15 protein-coding genes are annotated in these 17,880 nt (G+C 66.7%); 3 read left to right on the top strand and 12 right to left on the bottom strand.

Features of this window, described 5'->3' with window-relative positions; translation table 11 throughout:
* Positions 1-26: 26 nt before the first annotated feature.
* Together L6Q67_RS06240 and L6Q67_RS06235 are read left to right on the top strand one after the other, a co-directional pair.
* Positions 27-2,342 carry an AsmA family protein gene (locus L6Q67_RS06240; RefSeq protein WP_296566879.1) on the top strand — a complete coding sequence of 772 codons (2,316 nt, stop codon included), beginning with the start codon at positions 27-29 and terminating at the stop codon, positions 2,340-2,342.
* Positions 2,343-2,421: 79 nt separating this feature from the next.
* A complete protein-coding gene (locus L6Q67_RS06235) occupies positions 2,422-3,390 on the top strand; it encodes a nitronate monooxygenase (RefSeq protein WP_296566877.1) in 969 nt (322 codons plus the stop codon).
* Between the two features lie 53 nt (positions 3,391-3,443).
* Here L6Q67_RS06235 and L6Q67_RS06230 read toward each other — a convergent pair whose 3' ends face one another.
* From L6Q67_RS06230 to L6Q67_RS06220, 3 genes are read right to left on the bottom strand one after another with little or no spacing between them, the layout of a single operon-like run.
* A complete protein-coding gene (locus L6Q67_RS06230) occupies positions 3,444-4,742 on the bottom strand; it encodes a diguanylate cyclase (RefSeq protein ID WP_296566873.1) in 1,299 nt (432 codons plus the stop codon).
* Between the two features lie 35 nt (positions 4,743-4,777).
* Positions 4,778-5,422 (bottom strand): chemotaxis protein CheC, encoded by a 645-nt coding sequence (locus L6Q67_RS06225; protein WP_296566871.1) that lies wholly within the window; start codon positions 5,420-5,422, stop codon positions 4,778-4,780.
* 3 nt (positions 5,423-5,425) lie between these two features.
* On the bottom strand, positions 5,426-5,791 hold the full coding sequence (locus L6Q67_RS06220; protein ID WP_296566869.1) for a response regulator transcription factor: 366 nt from the start codon (positions 5,789-5,791) through the stop codon (positions 5,426-5,428).
* 253 nt (positions 5,792-6,044) lie between these two features.
* Here L6Q67_RS06220 and L6Q67_RS06215 point away from each other — a divergent pair, with 253 nt between their 5' ends.
* On the top strand, positions 6,045-7,274 hold the full coding sequence (locus L6Q67_RS06215; protein WP_296566867.1) for an MFS transporter: 1,230 nt from the start codon (positions 6,045-6,047) through the stop codon (positions 7,272-7,274).
* An 8-nt stretch (positions 7,275-7,282) separates the two neighbouring features.
* On the opposite strand, the gene L6Q67_RS06210 is transcribed toward L6Q67_RS06215, so the two are convergent.
* From L6Q67_RS06210 to trkA, 9 genes are all read right to left on the bottom strand, one after another.
* Entirely contained in the window at positions 7,283-8,584 is a 1,302-nt protein-coding gene (locus L6Q67_RS06210; protein WP_296566864.1) for a DUF2325 domain-containing protein, read from the bottom strand.
* On the bottom strand, positions 8,568-8,816 hold the full coding sequence (locus tag L6Q67_RS06205; protein ID WP_296566862.1) for a hypothetical protein: 249 nt from the start codon (positions 8,814-8,816) through the stop codon (positions 8,568-8,570). The genes L6Q67_RS06210 and L6Q67_RS06205 overlap by 17 nt, the downstream gene beginning before the upstream one ends.
* A 129-nt stretch (positions 8,817-8,945) precedes the next feature.
* Positions 8,946-9,359, bottom strand: coding sequence for a Fur family transcriptional regulator (locus tag L6Q67_RS06200; RefSeq protein WP_296566861.1), 414 nt, complete (start codon positions 9,357-9,359; stop codon positions 8,946-8,948).
* 140 nt (positions 9,360-9,499) lie between these two features.
* The gene (locus L6Q67_RS06195; protein WP_296566857.1) at positions 9,500-10,504 is read right to left on the bottom strand and encodes a cytochrome-c peroxidase; all 1,005 of its coding nucleotides are present in this window, start codon (positions 10,502-10,504) and stop codon (positions 9,500-9,502) included.
* A 207-nt stretch (positions 10,505-10,711) separates the two neighbouring features.
* Positions 10,712-10,972, bottom strand: a complete 261-nt coding sequence (locus tag L6Q67_RS06190; RefSeq protein ID WP_296566854.1) for an amine oxidase — start codon at positions 10,970-10,972, stop codon at positions 10,712-10,714.
* A gap of 160 nt (positions 10,973-11,132) precedes the next feature.
* Positions 11,133-13,313, bottom strand: coding sequence for a primosomal protein N' (locus tag L6Q67_RS06185; RefSeq protein ID WP_296566850.1), 2,181 nt, complete (start codon positions 13,311-13,313; stop codon positions 11,133-11,135).
* Positions 13,314-13,774: 461 nt separating this feature from the next.
* Positions 13,775-14,848: a uroporphyrinogen decarboxylase gene (gene hemE / locus L6Q67_RS06180; RefSeq protein ID WP_296566848.1), complete on the bottom strand. Its 1,074-nt coding sequence runs from the start codon at positions 14,846-14,848 to the stop codon at positions 13,775-13,777.
* A 95-nt stretch (positions 14,849-14,943) separates the two neighbouring features.
* Positions 14,944-16,404, bottom strand: coding sequence for a TrkH family potassium uptake protein (locus L6Q67_RS06175; RefSeq protein ID WP_296566844.1), 1,461 nt, complete (start codon positions 16,402-16,404; stop codon positions 14,944-14,946).
* Complete coding sequence (gene trkA / locus L6Q67_RS06170) at positions 16,404-17,831, bottom strand: Trk system potassium transporter TrkA (RefSeq protein ID WP_296566841.1); 1,428 nt, start codon at positions 17,829-17,831, stop codon at positions 16,404-16,406. The genes L6Q67_RS06175 and trkA overlap by 1 nt, the downstream gene beginning before the upstream one ends.
* Positions 17,832-17,880: the final 49 nt, after the last annotated feature.

Genomic DNA, 17,880 nt, shown 5'->3' with positions numbered 1-17,880 from the left:
CGTGGGGTAAGATCGGGGCATCGGTCATGAATTTGCCTGAGATGCGCTTCAAATACCTCAAGTACCTGGCTTTCGTTCTGGGTGGTTTGAGTACGGTCGTCGCCGCCGGCGCCCTGTACCTCTACGCCACCTTCGATGGCGTGCGCCTGGCCGCCGAACTGACCCACTTTGCCAAGCAACGCTACCAGCGCAGCCTGCGCATCGATGGGCCGGTGGCGCTGTCCATGTTTCCCCGCCTGCGCCTCCATCTGCCGGCCACCACGCTGTCCGGGCGCAATGGTGGCAGTGAGTTCATCGGCATCGAGCAGGCCACCATCAGCGTCAGCCTGCTGCCCCTGCTGACCCGCCGGGTGGTGGTCGAACGGGTGGAGTTGGACGGATTGCGCATGGCCCTGCTGCGTGACAAGGCCGGCAAGCTCAACGCCGACGACCTTCTCGATCCGGACAACGAGGCTGTGCCGGCGGCCAGTGCCGGCACCCCCTTTGAGCTGGATGTGGGGGCCTTGATTGTGCGTCGCGGCGCCCTCACCTGGAGCGACGAGCAGAGTGGCCGCCAGCTCGCGCTCTCCGGGCTCGGCATCGAGACCGGGCGCATCGGCCGCAACGCGAATGGCCACCTGCAGGCCACCACCCGCCTGACCCGCGTCGAGCCCGCCACCGATGTGAGCATCGAGCTGGAGAGTGCCTACCGCATGGAAGCGAGTGACAGCCTGCCGCGTCTGCGCCAGCTGCACCTGGCTGCCCGTGGTGATGTCGCCGGATGGCAGGCCCTGGACAGCGACCTGTCCCTGACCGAAGTGGAGTGGGCCGATGGCAGCCCCTCGGTGCTCCAGGGGGGCAGCCTGCAGGTGCGCGGCAAGGCCGCTGGCGAGCCCTTCGAGCTCAAGGCGACCACGCCTCGTCTCAAGCTTGGCCCGAGGGGCCCGGAGGCCGACAGCGTCGATGCCAGCCTGCGTCTGGACGGCAAGCTGCGGGGTGGCAACCTGCGCCTGCGCCTGGCCGAGTTGCAGGCGGGCGACAAGGGCCTGCAGGCCAGCAAGCTGATGACCGAGCTGGACCTGCGCTTCGCCAGTGGCCGCCTCACCGGCAACCTGACCGGGCCGGGCCGCTGGCAAGGTAGCAGCGGCCAGCTCGACCTGGCGGCCCTCACCGGCGAGTTCAGCTTCGCCCCGGCCCGGGCAGGTCTGCCCCCCCTCAAGTTCGCTGCTGAAGCCGATGCCCGTATCGACCTGACCCGCAGCAACGCGGCCGGCCACCTGGCGTTGCGTTCGGAGCAAAGCCAGATCAAGAGCAGCTGGACGCTGCCCCGGTTCGACAGCGCAGCCCTCGGCTTCGACATGGACGTGAACCAGCTGGATGTCGATGCCTACCTGGCCGGCAAGTCCGGCCGTACGGCGGCGCCCGAGAAGGATAAGGACAAGGCGGCCGATGAGCGCTTCGATCTGTCGGCCCTGCGCGGGCTGGATCTGGATGGCGTGATCCGCGTCGGTCAGCTGCGGGTGGCAGGCCTCAAGCTGGAACAGGTCAAGCTGCCGCTCGGCGTGCACGGCGGGCGCCTGCAGTCCACCGGGCATACGCTGTCCCTCTACGGCGGGAGCCTGGAGGGCAGCCTCAGTCTGAGCGCAGACGATGCCCAGGCGAGCTACAGGGGCTATCTGCAGAACGCCGATCTGGGCCCCCTGCTGAAGGATGCTGGTGTGCAGCAGAAGCTCGGCGGGACGACCAACTTCTTCGTCGACCTCAGCAGCAAGGCTGACAGCCGCAGTGGCCTGCTGCACGGGCTGCAGGGCCTGGCCCGGCTGCGGATACGCAACGGCAGCGTACCCGGCATCGACATGGGGCAGGCCATGAAGGAATGGCGTGTGCTGCTCAGCACCCGCCAGGGCGCCAGGCGGCCCCACCGGGAGCGCGAGTCCACCTCCGTGGGCGAGCTCACGGCGAGCTTCCAGATTGCCGGCGGGGTGGCCCGCAGTACCGACCTGCAGGCAAAGGGCGGCATGCTGCAGGTGGGGGGCGCGGGTGAGATCGACCTGACCCGGAGCCATATCGACTACCTTTCCCGGGTGACCCTCGTGGTCGTGCCGCTGGGGCCCGACAGTGGCCCCCTGGCCAGCCTGCGTGGCGTGACCCTGCCGGTTCGCGTCAAGGGCCCCCTGAGCGGGCCCGACTGGCACCTGGAGCCGGGCGCCAGCCTGCCCTCCGTGGTGCTCGGCGCCGGTCAGGCGGCGGCCCGCAACCTGCCCAAGGTGATCCCCAAGCCGGTTGTCCGGGCGGTGAGCAAGGTGGTGAAGAAGGCGGCACCGGCGGCCGAGAAAGCGGCCGAAGAGGCTGGCGCGGAGTAAGCCTGCTACTGCTGTCTCCCCGGTGACGTGCTAGATTCGTCACCGCAGCACCCACAAAAAGATCAATCCAGGAGACAGCATGACCCTTCCACACGCATTCCGCGGCGCGATGCGCCTTCCCGCCATCGCCGCGCCCATGTTCCTGGTGTCCGGCCCCGAGCTGGTCACCGAAACCTGCAAGGCCGGTGTTGCCGGTACTTTTCCTGCCCTCAATGCCCGCACCCCGGAGCAGCTCGACGCCTGGCTGGGCAGTATCGACGCGGGGCTGGCTGCTGCAAAGACTGCCGATCCCGCGGCCCCCGTCGCTCCTTATGGCATCAACCTGATCCTCCATGCCTCCAACCCCCGGGTGGAGCCTGACCTGGAGTTGATCTGCCGCCACCGGGTGCCCTTCGTGATCACCAGCCTGGGGCATCCGGGTGAGGTGGTGAAGGCCGTCCATGCCTACGGCGGGCTGGTGTTTTCGGATGTGATCCACGCCTACCACGCCCGCAAGGCTGCGGCTGCCGGGGTGGACGGGATCATCGCCGTGGCCGGTGGGGCGGGGGGGCACGCGGGCACCCAGAGCGCCTTCAGCCTGATCCGCGAAATCCGCGAGTTCTGGGATGGGGCCCTGATCCTCGGTGGCGCCATCTCCGACGGCTATGCCGTGCGGGCCGCCGAGGTGCTGGGTGCCGATCTGGCCTACATGGGTACGCGTTTCATCGCCACCCGCGAATCCAGCGCCCAGGAGGCCTACAAGCAGATGCTGGTGGATTCCGGCGCGGCGGACATCGTGTATACCGACGCGGTTTCCGGCACCAATGCCAACTTTTTGTGGCACAGCCTGGAAAAGCTCGGCCATCAGCGCGAGGACCTGGTGCAGGGGGTTGGCAAGGGCAAGCTCAAGGCCCTGGCGGACGAAGCCAAGGCCTGGCGCGATGTGTGGAGTGCCGGCCACGGGGTCGCCAACATCCACGATGTACCGCCCGTGCGTGAACTGTGCGAGCGCCTCGCCGCCGAGTACAGGGCGGCCTGCGGCCTGCCGCCCAGCCCGGCACTGGGCTGAGCCCGGCCAGCCCCGGCCGTATCGAAAGACAGCTGCCCCGACCGGCGGGCGCGTCAGGCCGGGGTGGTACTGTGACCGGTTCGGGAGCGCTTGGCTGTGTACATGGCCTTGTCGGCGTGGGTCAGGAGGCTCAGGGGATCGCTGCCGTGGTCGGGATAGACGGAGACGCCGATGGAGCAGCCGATGCGCACGTGGCAGTGGCCCAGGTTGATGGGCAGGCCGACGGCCTGGTGGATCTTGAAGATGATGGCGTCGAGGGTGTCGCTGTCGCCGGTACCGGTAAGCAGCACGGCAAATTCATCACCCCCATAGCGGGCCACCATGTCTTCGCTGCGCAGCACCCGGCGCACCCGGCCGGCGATGGTCTTGAGCACCGTGTCACCGGCATGGTGACCATGGTTGTCGTTGATGCCCTTGAAGTCGTCCAGATCGATGAAGAGCAGGGCCAGCCGGTCGGCAACCTCGCGGGCGCCGGAGATCGCGGCGCGCAGGTGGCGTTCGAAGCGGTCCCGGTTGAGCAGTGAGGTGAGGCCGTCATGGTTGGCCCGGAACTCGTTGCGGATGGCCCGCTCGTGGAACTCGGTGACGTCCAGCATGGTGCCGATGAAGCCGCTGATGCGTCCGTGCTCGTCGCGCTGGGGGCCCGCCTCGGCGCGCATCCAGCGGCTCTCCCCGTCGGGGCGGGTATAGCGGAACTCCTCGGCGAAGCGGGTGGCCGATTCGGCGGCCAGACACCAGATGGCCCGCACCCGGGCCTGCTCGCCCACGGGCAGGAGGTTGATCCACGGCGTGCCGGCGACGTGCTCCAGATCGTGTCCGAGGATCTGTTCGCAGCGTTCGTTGAGGAAGGTGCAGCAGGCCTGGGCGTCGGCCTCGAAGAGCCCCGCCGGGGCCTGACGGGCCAGTTCGCGGAAGCGCATCTCGCTGCGCTGCAGCTCCACCTGGGCCCGGGACAGGCGCTGCAGGTCAAGGCGCAGCTGGCGGGACTGCTGCTTGAGCAGGGCCTCGCGGCGCACCGTCTCGGTCACGTCGCGCACCTGCAGCAGGCAGTGATAGCGGCCTTCGCTGGCTACCGGGGTGATGTCGATGGACTGCTTCATGCGTTCGCTGCGGCCCCCGCCGGGGGGATAGAGGGGCAGGGGCATGGGGTGCAGGGCGTGGGACAGGCGCGCCGACCAGCCGAAATCGAGGGCCTCGCGCACGACCAGTGCAACCCGCGGGTCCACGTGGGGGCCGAAGGCTTCCGCCAGGGTGATGCCGGTCACCTGGCTGGCAGCCAGCCCGGCCCGTTCTTCGATCCAGCGATTCCAGAGCAGGATGCGGCCTTCCCCACTGACGAGGATCAGCCCCATGTCGACGCTGTCGGGAAGGAGGTGGCAGCAATCCATCAGGAGGGCTGGCTTTCGCCGTGTTGGGGAAGACGAAAGAGGCGGCTCACCTGGTCCATGAAGTGCTCGATGGAGGGCACGTCCATGATGAACAGCACGAAGCCGGAGAGGTTGTGGGCGGCCATGGTCATGCCGATGCGCGCCACCAGGATCACGTCGGTGGCGGCCTTGTCATCGAGCAGCGTACGGGCGGTGCGCGACTGGACCCGGGGCAGGGAGCCGCTCATCTCGGTGCCGAACAGGTTGGCCAGGCTGCTCATGCAGCTGTTGATGATGATGTTGCCGATCTCGGCCAGGGCGTCCTGTTCGAGTTCGGTGATGTGCTCGATGGAGGTGTCGTCACCGAGCATGCGGCGCACGATCTCGAGGCTGCCATGCTCCGGAAAGAGCAGCAGGGCATCGGTCTGAAAGCCGCTGGCGGCGTCGAAGTGCTGGTTGATGCGGCACAGGCGCTCGGCCGCGCCACCGGGCTGAGTGCTCTCCAGGCGGAGGGTCAGCTCCTCCCGGGAGACGATCTCGATGGTGGGCACCGACAGCTCGATCTCTTCCCGGACAATGGCTGAAAAGGTATTCGCGGCTTCTCCCAGGGACAGGTTGAAGGCCTCGGTCAGGGCATCCATCTCGAGTTCCGAGAATGTCCGCATGCTCTACCCCAGCAACGCGAGGATATCGGCGATCACGGCCTCGCCGATGGGCTTGCGGAAGAAGTGCACGCCCAGATCGGCGGCCCGCCGCTGGATGGCGTCCTGGGCGTTGGCGGTGAGCAGCGCCAGCTTCATCTCCGGGTGGCTGGCGCGGAGCTTTTCGGCCAGCTCGAGGCCGGAGATGCCGGGCATGTTCATGTCGAGCACCGCCAGATCGGGGCTCACGTCCACCAACATGGCCAGGGCGGCCGCGCCGTCACCGGCTTCGAGCAGCTGCAGATCCGGGCGAATGCTGCGCATGACCGACGCACACAACATGCGCGAAGCACGGCTGTCATCAACGAGCAGAATCGTGGCGGGCGTGGGCATGGCTACATTCCGATGATGTCGTAAGCCGGTAACGACGGCCGTTGTGCAAACTTTAGTTAAATTATGCACACCAAATTAATGAATCGTGCCGTTGCACAAGACCCGCTTTCCGGGCCTGGAACAAAGCCTGTCAAGGCGCTCAGGGCAGTTTGAGCGGGCGCATGGAATCGCCTTGGGGCTTTCCCTGATGTTCTGACACGAAGGCCATCCGGCCCGGTAAGCTCCGGGCTCGCCCAATCCCTGCGCCCGTTCCATGCCCGCCCGCCCAGCCCCTTCGTCGCTCTTTCTGGTCAGCCGGATCTTCCTGCCCTTTGCCCTGGGCTATTACCTGTCTTACCTGCTGCGCACCGTCAATGCCGTGATCTCGCCGGACCTGACCCGCGAGCTGGGGCTGACCGCCGCGGATCTGGGCCTGCTCACCAGCACTTACTTCTTTGCTTTCGGTCTGGCCCAGATTCCGGTGGGCATCGCCCTGGACCGCTATGGCCCGCGCCGGGTGGAGGCCGCGCTGCTGCTGATCACGGCCCTTGGCGGGGTACTCTTTGCCACCGGCGACAGCCTGCCCACCCTGGCCAGCGCCCGGGGTCTGATCGGGTTGGGGGTGGCAGCCTGCCTGATGGCCGGGCTGAAGGGTTTCACCCTGTGGTTTCCGCGGGAGAAACTGGCTTCGATGACCGGCTACATCATGTCCTGCGGCGCCCTCGGTGCCGTTACCGCGTCGGCGCCGCTGGAGGCAGCGCTGCCCTTCCTGGGCTGGCGTGGGGCCTTCTGGGTGGTGGCTGTCCTCGCTGCCGCCATTGCTGTCCTGATCTTTTTCGCCATGCCGGAGAAGGATGAGGGCACCCATGCCGTGGATCTGCAGAACGCCCTGCGGGGTGTCGCCGAGGTACTGTCGGCCGGGCGTTTCTGGAGCTTTTCGGGGCAGTCGGCCTTCTTCACCGGGGGTTTCATGGCCCTGCAGGGCCTGTGGGCCGTACCCTGGCTGATGGAGGTGAATGGCTACAGCCGCAGCGTGGCAGCCGACCACCTGTTCTGGCTCAACGTCGGCATGCTGGCTGGCCAGCTGTCCATCGGTGCGTGGGCCACCCGGCTTGCCGCCCGGGGCATCACGCCCCTGCGCCTGATGCAGGTGGGGCTGTTCCTGACGATGGTGGTTGAGGGCCTGATCATTGCCGAGGCGGGGACGACGCTGTTGCTGTGGTGCGTGCTCGGCATCGTTTCAGCCACCGGCGCCCAGATGTACGGGGTGGTGGCCGGCCTGTTTCCGCTGCATCTCACCGGCCGCGTGACCACCAGCATCAACCTGATGGCCTTCATCGGCGCCTTCGTGGTGCAGTGGGGCCTGGGCGGGCTGCTGGACGGCCTGCGGGCCGGGGGCATGGGTGGTGTGGATGCCCTGCGGGTGGCTTTCCTGATCCTGCTCGGGGCGCAGATCCTGAGCTTCGTCCCGCTGGCCCGGGCGGGTCGTTTCAAGCCCCACTGAGGGGGCATTCAGCCTGCCGGGGCCTCGGCTCCGGCCACGCTGAACTCGCCCCGGCTGACCCGCGCCATGGCCACCGCAAAGCCCGATACCCCGCCGCCCCGGTAGAACAGGCAGGGCTTGCCGACCCGTTTGCAGTGGGCCTTCACGTGATAGTAGGCGTTGTGGCTGATGCGGTCGGTGGGGCACACCACCGCGTCTGCACCGCGGATGAGTTCGGGCAGGCGCGACAGGGATTCCTCCTGCCCGCCATCGTGGTGGATCAGGGTGATGCCCAGGCGTTCGGCGAGCTGGCGGTACTGGGCCAGCAGGGATGAACGCCCGCCTACGTAGAGTACGCAACGTGCGCTCAGGGCTTCGCTGCAGCCGGCACAGTCGTCGCTGCCGGCTTTGTCGCAGACAGGGGTGTCCAGGGCCTGCAGCATATGCTCCAGGGCTTCCCGCTCGGCCACGGCCGTATCGCGCTCCGCTAGCAAGCGGCGTGATTCTTCCCGGCTTTCCTTGAGTTGACGCTCAAGTTCCTGCACCTGACGGGATGCGCCGAGGAGGGCCTCGTGGGAGGTTTGCAGGGCCAGCAGGCGCTGGCCCATCTCGACGTAGGCCTGACCCGACTCGAAGCGCTGCAGGCGTTTCTGGAACAGGGCTGCCTGTTCGAGGGCGGCATCCCGCCCATTGAGCCCGGCCGTGGCCTCGGCAAGCTGCCGGCGCAGGGCCGCCATTTCGTGCGTGTGCTTGCGCTTGAGTTCGGTGTTTTCGGCCGCCAGATGGGCCAGGCGCCGGGCGTCGGCGGCCTGTCCGGCCCCTACCTGGTGGGACAGCATGTGGATGTCGGTATAGGCGCGCTGGCGGGTTTCTGCCGATACGGCCCGGTGGGTGCACACTGCCCACAGGGGGCCGGCCACGTCTCCCTGATTGCAGCATTCGATCCATTGCCGGCGGACCTCGGCATCGCTCTTGAGCTTGCTAAAGCGTTCCACAGCCAGATGGAATTTCCTTTCCAGGTGGCGCTGCAGGGCTTCGGACACCGGGTTGCGATGGCGCGCCAGGCCCACGGCCTCCACGTGTACGGTGAAATCGTCATCGGTCGGGGCGGCAAACTGGAAGCGCCGGGCAAAGCGCTGCAGCTCTTCGATCGAAATGCAGGTGCCGATGATGGGGCAGTGCAGCTTGTCATCCAGGTCCCACAGCCGGGCGCGGCGTGGTGTGGGGACGACGCCGGGCTTGGGCAGATCGATGGCCACCAGGGCGCTGGCGTATTCGGCGCGCAGGAGGGACTGCAGATCGCCGCCTTTCGGGTCAGAGGCCAGGCACATGGCGACGCTCCTGTTCGGGGTGAGCGAGCCGCTCGCAGGCCCGTTCGCACAGGTCGCGCACGTCGCGATCCACGGCGGGGCTGTCGGCCAGGCGGGTCAGGAGGTCGACGGCGCGGCGCGCCGACTGGCGGCAACCGGTTTCGCCGTGATTGAGGAGTTCGCTGAGCGCTCCGGCCCACAGGCTGGCCGGAACAGGGACAAGGGCGGCAGGCAGTCCGCTGACAGGATCCATGGAATCACCCGATCGGGATTGATGAGAACGGTTCTCAATTTAATCCCGCGGATCCATTTTGTAAACGAGAATAATTCTCAAATTGTAAGCAGGCGCATCGCCATGCCCGCCCGGGGCAGGGCGGGCAGCTTACGGGCGACTCCGTACGCGGATGATCACATCCACCTCCTCGAGCTCCATCCCGGGCGGGAGGGCAGGCATGCCGACCACCTTCAGCTCGTCGGCAGAAACATCGACCAGCTGGCCGCTGGCTGCGTCGTAGAGGTGGTAATGGGGCGCGGTGTTGGAGTCATACACAACCCGCTCCGGGTCCACGATGAGCTCTCGTACCAAGTTCTTCTCTCTGAACAGTTTAAGGGTGTTGTACACCGTGGCCCGGGAGGTGGCCGGCACGCTCTCGCGGACACGGCTGAAGACCTGGTCGGCCGACAGGTGGACGGGTGTGGACAACATGCTGCGGGCAATTTCGACACGCTGCAGGGTGACCGGTATGCCGGCCTCGCGCAGCAGCTCGGTGGCCTGCCTGATGCTCATGCTTTCCATGGTGGGGTCTCCGTCGGGCGTCCGTACTGTTCGAATTCTGTCTCCCTCGCGGGAGGGGGGATCCGGATCTTAGCGAGTCGGGGCGCCACACGTCCACGCGGGCGGAGCGGTCCGGGCCGGACCACCCCGCCCCGGGGGGCTTACTCGAAGGGCTTCGGACGCGGCGTGGCGTTGGTTGAAGGCGGCAGGATCGGCATCCTGAAGCTGGGCTGATCACCCGTGAGTGTCTTCAGGAAGGCCACGATCTTGGCGTTCTCGTCGGCGGTGAACTGCTTGCCGAGTTGCAGGCGGCCCATGGTGTCGACGGCCTGTTCCAGGGTAGCCGCTTCGCCGTCATGGAAGTACGGATAGGTGAGTTCCACGTTGCGCAGGGTCGGCACTTTGAAGTTGAAGCGGTCGGCGTCCTTGCCGGTCACCGCCGAGCGGCCCTCGGCCGGGCTGGTGGCCTTGTACGGCTCGACCACGCCCATCTTCTGGAAGGAGGTGCCGCCCACCGCCGGGCCGTTATGGCAGGCCACGCAGCCGCTGTTCTTGAACAGGGCGTAGCCGGCCAGCTCCTTCTCGTTGAGGGCCTTCCTGTCACCCTTCAGCCACTTGTCGAAGCGGGAGTTGGGGGTGACCAGGGTTTCCTCGAAGGCGGCGATGGCGTCGGTGACCTTGCCGATATCCACCGTTTCGGAGCCGAACACGGTCTTGAACTCGGCGACGTACTGGGGAATCGACTTGAGCACATCCACGGCCAGCTCGTGGGTGAAGGCCATTTCACCCGGGTTGGCGATGGGGCCGCCGGCCTGGGCCTTCAGATCCTTGGCCCGACCGTCCCAGAACTGGGCCACGGCGAGGCTGGAATTGAGCACCGTGGGGGCGTTGATGGGGCCCTTCTGCCAGTTGTGGCCGATGGAGGTCTTGAGATTGTCGGTGCCGCCCATGGACAGGTTATGGCACGAGTTGCAGGAGATGAAGCCCGACTTGGACAGACGCGGATCGAAGTAGAGCTTCTTGCCCAGTTCGACCAGCTTCGGGTTGGTGACCTTGGCCGGCTGGATCGGGCCGACCGGTTCGCTGGCGGGCTTGGCTGCCCAGGCAAGAGGGGTGAGGCTGCCGCCGATGAGGGCAGTGGCAAGGGCAAGGTGGCTGATCTTCATGTTTTCATCCTCCAGAAAGTGCTGATGTCAGAACGCTGAAACCGGATCTCTGGGGGTATTTTTTAGAATAAGTCTAAAGTGCGGATTGATTTGACGCCTTTCACGCCGGGCAGATCTTGATCTGAATCATGGAAGCGCGTGGTAAACGGCCGAGGGGGCGTGCCCCGGTTGTCCGGAACACGCCCCCTCGGGAAGCCGGGAAAAGGCTTACTTGGCTGCGGGTGCCGCAGCCGGTGCAGCGGCAGGCGCTTCGGCGGGCTTGGCATGCGCCTTGGCGTGAGCCTTGGCCTTGTCGGCCTTGGCGGCAGCGCCCTTCTCGACCTTGGCCACTTCAGCCTTGACCGGCTCGGCCTTCTTTTCTGCCGCAGCGGCAACCGGGGCGGCGGCGGGGGCGGCAGCCGGCGCCTGGGCAAAGGAGGCGGAAGCGAAACCGGTGGCGATGGCGAGGGCGATGATCTTCTTCAGCATGGTGTTCTCCTGGGCAGTGTTTGCTTTTCAGCCAGGCCGGCGTGATTGCCAGCCCGTGCGGAGATCAACGCGCCCTGCCTGCGCCGGGTTGGCAAGGCAGTTGTAAGGGTATGTGGGGATGTAACAGGAGCAAGCCCCGGCGCCCGGGCCTGCCTGCCCCTCACACCTCGGCCGGATCCACGTCCAGATGCCAGCGCAGCTCGCGGGGTGGACGCAGGCTCCACAGGTGGTGGCTCCATTCGGTGAGGAAGGCCTGCAGTGCAGGGCGGGTCGTGGCCTCGACGAGCAGCTGGGCGCGCTCGCGGCGGGCCAGGCGGAGCATGCGCATGGGCACCGGGTCGAACACCTGCACGCCAAAGGCCTGGGCCAGGGGGGCGGCGAGGGCGCGGGCCTCCTTGAGCCAGTCGATGGCGATGGCGACCTCCGGTGCCGTCGCGAACAGCAGGGCGTTGGCGGCGTAGGGCGGGAAGCGGGCCTGCTTGCGCTCTTCCAGCTGCAGGGCGGCGTAGCGGGCGAAGTCGTGGGCCTCCAGGCACTTGTAGAGGGGGTGGTCCGGGTACTGGGTCTGGATCATCACCTCACCGGGCAGTTCGCCCCGGCCGGCCCGGCCGCCCACCTGCATGAGCTGCTGGAACATGCGCTCGGGGGCGCGGAAGTCGGCGGCGAAGAGGGATGAGTCGGCATTGAGCACGCCGACGAAGGTGAGGCGGGGAAAGTCGTGCCCCTTGGCCATCATCTGGGTACCCACCAGGATGTCGGCCTCGCCGCGGCCGATCTGGTCGAGGAGGGCGTCCCACTGGGCGCGGGTGCGGGCGGCGTCCCGATCCACGCGCAGCACGCGGGCGTCGGGGAAGCGCTGGCCGAGGGTCTCCTCGAGGCGCTGGGTGCCACGGCCGAAGGGCTGGATGTCCTGGTCGCCGCAGTCGGGGCAGGCCAGGGGGATGCCGGCCTCGTAGCTGCAGTGGTGGCAGCGCAGGCGCTTGTCGGCCAGGTGCAGCACCATGTTGGCGGTGCAGTGGGGGCAGCGGCTGACCCAGCCGCAGGAGGGGCACGAGAGCACCGGCGCATAGCCCCGGCGGTTGAGGAAGACGAGGCTCTGTTCGCCCCGTTCCAGACGGGCCGCAATGGCCCGCAGCAGATGTTCCGACACGCCGTTCTGCAGCTTCTCGCGGCGGATATCCACCGGGCGTACCTTGGGCAGGGTGGCGGCAACGGCGCGGCTGCTCAGTTCGACCCGCCGGTAGCGGCCGGTGTTGGCCGCATGCCAGCTTTCCAGGGACGGGGTGGCCGAGCCCAGCACGATGGGCACGCTGCGCTGGCGGGCGCGCCAGATGGCCAGGTCCCGGGCGTTGTAGCGGACGCCTTCGTGCTGCTTGTAGCTGGCGTCGTGCTCTTCATCCACAACGATCAGGCCGAGGCGGGGCAGGGGGGTGAACACCGACAGGCGGGTGCCGAGGACGATGTCGGCGCGGCCTTCCATGGCCTGCACGAAGCCCTGGGAGCGGGCGCCTTCGGCCAGCGCCGAGTGCAGGCTGATCACCCGGGCGGCGGGGAAGCGGCCGGCCACGCGCCCTTCGAGCTGGGGTGTGAGGGCGATCTCTGGCACCAGGATCAGGGCCTGTTCACCCCGCGCAATGGTCTGCTGGACGAGGCGCAGATATACCTCGGTCTTGCCGCTGCCGGTGACGCCGGCCAGCAGGTAGGGCTGGAAGTGGCCAGCCCCCCCGGAGAGGATGGCCAGGGCCGCTTCCTGTTCGGCGGTGAGGGTGGGGGCGCCGGCCATGGCGGCCGGGTCGGAGGCGACGCTGGGGGCGATCCAGCCGCGCTTGAGGGCATCGGCCACAGCGGGCGTGGCACCCTCGCCGGCTCGCAGCAGGCTGCGCCGCCGTGGGCCGTGGGCGGCGATATCGCGCAGCAGGCCCAGGGCACGGCTCTCCCGTTTGCTGGCGTCCAGGGCGGCACGGCCGTCATCGGTGAGATCGAGCAGGGGGTCCGCTTCGGCGCCGGCCACGGCGTCGGCCTTGCGCAGGCGGGGCGGCAGGGCCATGGCGACGACTTCGCCAAGGGGGTGCTGGTAGTAGCGGGCCGCAAATTCGACCATGGCCAGCCAGTCGGCAGGGAGGGCCGGGGCATCCCGCTGGATGGCGATGACCGGCTTGAGGCGATCGACGGGCAGATCGGCAGCATCGGGCAGGGCGACGATGAGGCCGGTCTTCTCACCCCGCCCGAAGGGCACCCGCACGCAGCGCCCCAGATCTCCGGCGGAGATATTTTCTGCCGTGTAATCAAAGGCCTGGGGCAGAGGCAGGGGCAGGGCGACACGGACGATGGCGGGGCTCATGACCAGAGAATCGGGCTGTTTAACAAAAATCCATTTAAATCAGTCAATTGCGGAGCTTTGATGAGGCTCTGCTTGGGAAACAGGTCTGAAGCCATTGGGGCGGCGCGGGTATTTTCCCTTGTCCACAAAATCTGTGGATAACTTTGTGGGAAACATGGGCGTAGTGCCGCTAAACCCGCCTCCCATCAGCGTTTTTCCTACATTGCCTCATTCATGAACAAATAATATTTCCTTTTAAAACAATGGCCTGAAGATATGCAAAATTCTGCGTCCGGGCTCTGTCACAAAACTGACAACACCCGTGGTGCTGTGCACAAGTCAAGCCCCTTCGATCAAATTTAGTGCTTGACGGGGGGCGTTTCGGGACGGTCGATGGAGACCCCCGGCCACAGGGGGCGGGCGCTACCTGACAAAAAACAGGGGCCGGCATCAGCCGGCCCCGGATCGATCTGGCAGATGCCTCAACGGGCCTGGCTGCGCAGGGCCCGGCTGTATTCGTGCACGGTATCGACCAGCACGGTCACGTTGTCCGGCGGGGTGAACTGGGAGATGCCATGGCCCAGATTGAAGACGTGGCCGGCGTGGGGGCCGTAGGCGTCGAGCACCTTTCTGGCTTCGGCGGCAACGGCTTCCGGGGTGCCGAACAGCACGGAGGGGTCGAGGTTGCCCTGGAGGGCAACCTTGTCGCCCACCTGGCGCCGTGCAGCACCGATGTCCACAGTCCAGTCGAGGCCCACGGCATCGGCACCGCTGTCGGCAATGTCGGCCAGCCACAGGCCACCGCCCTTGGTGAAGACGATGCAGGGGATCTTCTCGCCGTCCTTCTCGCGGGTCAGGCCGGCAACGATCTGACGGATGTAGGCCAGGGAGAATTCCTTGTAGGCCTCGTGGGCCAGCACACCGCCCCACGAGTCGAAAATCATCACGGCCTGGGCACCGGCTTCGATCTGGGCGTTGAGGTAGGCGATGACGGAGCGGGCGGTCACCTCCAGGATGTGGTGCATCAGATCCGGGCGGCTGTAGAGCAGGGACTTGACCTTGCGGTAGTCGTCGGAGCCACCGCCTTCGACCATGTAGCAGGCGAGGGTCCAGGGGCTGCCGGAGAAGCCGATCAGGGGCACGGAGTTGTCCAGGGCGCGGCGGATCTCGGCGACGGCATCCATCACGTAGCCGAGCTCGATGTTGGGGTCGGGCACGGCCAGGTTGCGGATTTCCCACTCTTCCTTGAGGGGGCGCTCGAACTTGGGGCCTTCACCCTCGGCGAAATACAGGCCGAGGCCCATGGCATCGGGCACGGTGAGGATGTCGGAGAACAGGATGGCGGCGTCGAGCTTGTAGCGGGCGAGGGGCTGCAGGGTGACTTCGCAGGCCAGGCCGGGGTTCTTGCACAGGTCGAGGAAGCTGCCGGCGCGCTTGCGTGTCTCGCGGTACTCAGGCAGGTAGCGCCCGGCCTGGCGCATCAGCCACAGCGGGGTGTAGTCGGTGGGCTGGCGCAGCAGGGCGCGCAGGAAGGTATCGTTCTTCGGACGGCTCACGGATGTTCCTCGACAGGCAGGGCCGCGCGGGGCGGCAAAGGCGGGATTATCCGCCATTTGCCACCCCGGCGTGGATGGAGCAGATCAAGAAGCGCTTACTTGCGCCAGAACTGGGGGGTGAACACCACCGCCAGGGACAGCACCTCCAGGCGCCCGAGGAGCATGGTGAAGCTGCACACCCAGGTCTGGAAATCGGTGAGCCCGGCATAGTTGCCGGCGGGCCCCACCTTGCCGAGGCCGGGGCCGGCGTTGGTGATGTTGCCGAGCACCGCACCGAGAGCGGTCAGGAAATCGAGCCCGGACAGGATGAGTACAAAGGTGAGCATGACCACGCTCATGAAGTACAGGAAGATGAACCCCAGCACCGCGATGACCACGTTGTTGGGAATCGTCGCGCCGCCCACCTTGACCGGATTGACCACCGCCGGATGTACCAGGCGGGTGAGCTCCCGGTTGGCCTGCTTGGCGAGGATCAGGGTCCGGATCATCTTGATGCCACCACCAGTCGACCCGGAGCTGCAGGTGATGTTGGCCAGGAACAGCATCCAGAGTGGCGCGAAGACCGGCCACTGCTCGTAGTCCTGACTCACGAAACCGCAGGACAGGGCAACGGATACGAGATTGAAGCTGACGTGGCGCAGGGCGGTGGGGTAATCCTCGTAGGTCCCTTCCAGCCACAGGTAGAGGGCGATCCCGAAGCAGGAAACCCCGACCAGACCGATCACGCCCCGGGCTTCCACATCGCGCCAGTACAGACGCAAGTCACGACTGCGGACAGCCATGAAGTGGGTGGAGAAGTTCATCGCCGAGAGCAGCATGAAGCCGATCAGGATCAGCTCGACCGTCGGATTGTCGAAGGCTCCGATGCCCGCATCGCGGGTGGACAGCCCTCCCAGGGACATGGCGGAGAAGGCATGGCATACGGAATCCAGCCACGACAGGCCTGCTGCATGACGCAGGAGCAGCATGCACGCCAGGGTCATCCCCAGGTAGATGAGCCACAGGGCCTTGGCCGTGTCGGCAATGCGCGCGGTGAGCTTGGAATCCTTCATCGGGCCGGGCGTTTCGGCCTTGTAGAGCTGCATGCCGCCGACGCCGAGCATGGGCAGCACGGCGACTGCCAGCACGATGATGCCCATCCCGCCCAGCCAGTTGAGCTCGTGGCGCCACAGGTTGATGGCCGGCGGAGCCTGGTCGAGGTTAGTCATGACCGTCGCGCCGGTGGTGGTCAGGGCCGACATGGCTTCGAAGAAGGCGTCGGTGAAACTCATGGTGTCGTAAACCAGGAGCAGGGGAATGGTGGCGATGACCGCCATCAGCACCCAGACCGTCGATACGAGCAGGAAACCATCCCGCGGCTTGAGCTCCCGATAGTGGGCGCGCGTCACCCCATAGAGCGTCAGCCCGCTGCCCAGGGAAATGACCATCGCAGCAATGAAGTCCGGGGTGGTGCCGTCATCGTAGATGATGGCCGCTGCAATCGGCATCAGGTAGGCCAGACTGAAGATGGACAGGAGCCGGCCGAGGACGTTGGCGACCGGAAGCAGGGCGTCCATCAGAAGAAGCCCCAGCCTACCTGGAACAGTTTCTCCACCTGGCCGACGAGCTTCTTGCTGGTGCAGAAGACGATGACGTGGTCTTCGGCGCGGATCACCGTGTCGTGGTGGGCCATGATGACTTCGTGGATGGGCACCTCATAGGGCACCAGTTCCTTGTACTCGGTGCGGCTCTGCCCGGTGTTGCGCACGATGGCGGCAATGGTGGCGCCATCGGGCAGGTCGATCTCCTCGATGCGGCGGCCGATGACCTTGCAGTGCTTGGCGTCGCCGTGGGCGATCACTTCCAGGGCTTCGGCGGCGCCGCGGCGCAGGCTGTGCACGGCGGCCACATCGCCCCGGCGCACCCGGGCCAGCAGCTGGCCGATGGAGGTCTGGGCCGGCGAGATGGCGATGTCGATGCGCCCGCCCTGGACCAGGTCTACGTACGACTTGCGGTTGATCAGGGCCAGGGTGCGGTGGGCGCCCATCTGCTTGGCCAGGGAGGCCGACATGATGTTGTCCTCCTCGTCGTTGGTGAGGGCGAGGAACATGTCGGTCTCCTCGATGCTCTCCGAGTCGAGCAGGGCTTCGTCGGTGCCGTCGCCACGCAGCACCAGGGCCCGGGAGAGCTGCCCGGCGAGCGCCTCGGCCCGGCGCCGGTCGCGTTCGATGAGCTTGACGTTGAAGGTGTTCTCGATGGCGCGGGCGAGGCGGAAGCCGATGTTGCCCCCACCGGCGATGATCACCCGCTTGATGGGCTTGTCCATGCGCCGCAGCTCGGTCATGACCTTGCGGATGTGGGAGGTGGCCGCAATGATGAAGACCTCGTCACCACTTTCGATGATGGTGTCGCCGGAGGGGATGATGGACTGGTCGCGCCGGAAGATGGCCGCCACCCGGGCGTCGATGTTGGGCAGGCGCTGGGGGATGGTCTTGAGGGGCTTGCCCACCAGCAGGCCGCCCTCGAAGGCCTTCACGGCGATCATGGTGACCATGCCCTCGGCGAACTCCAGTACCTGCAGGGCCTCGGGAAACTCGATCAGCTTGCGGATGTAGTCGGTGACGATCTGCTCCGGGCAGATGGAGTGGTCGACGGCGAAGTTGCTGTCGTCCAGCAGCTCGGGGTGCTCGGCGTAGTCGGCCGAGCGCAGGCGGGCGATGCGGGTGGGAATGTTGAACAGGCTCTTGGCCACCTTGCAGGCGCACAGGTTGGTCTGGTCCGACTGGGTGACGGCGATGAGCAGGTCGGCGTCCTGGGCGCCGGCGGCCTCCAGCACCGATGGAGCGGCCCCGTTGCCGGTCACCACGCGCAGGTCGAGGCGCTCCTGGAGGGCATTCAGATGCTCGACATCGTTATCCACCACGGTGATGTCGTTGGCTTCGGAAACCAGGCTCTCGGCGACGGAAGTGCCGACCTGGCCAGCCCCCAGGATGATGATCTTCATGCTGTTCTTTATATCCTTATGGCATGTGGCGGACGCCATCCGGCGCGCC

The organism is Zoogloea sp. (genome assembly GCF_023150065.1).
Taxonomy (GTDB): Bacteria; Pseudomonadota; Gammaproteobacteria; order Burkholderiales; family Rhodocyclaceae; genus Zoogloea.
The sequence above is the reverse complement of the archived record's forward strand: the minus strand, read 5'-3'. Positions and strand labels throughout refer to the sequence as shown.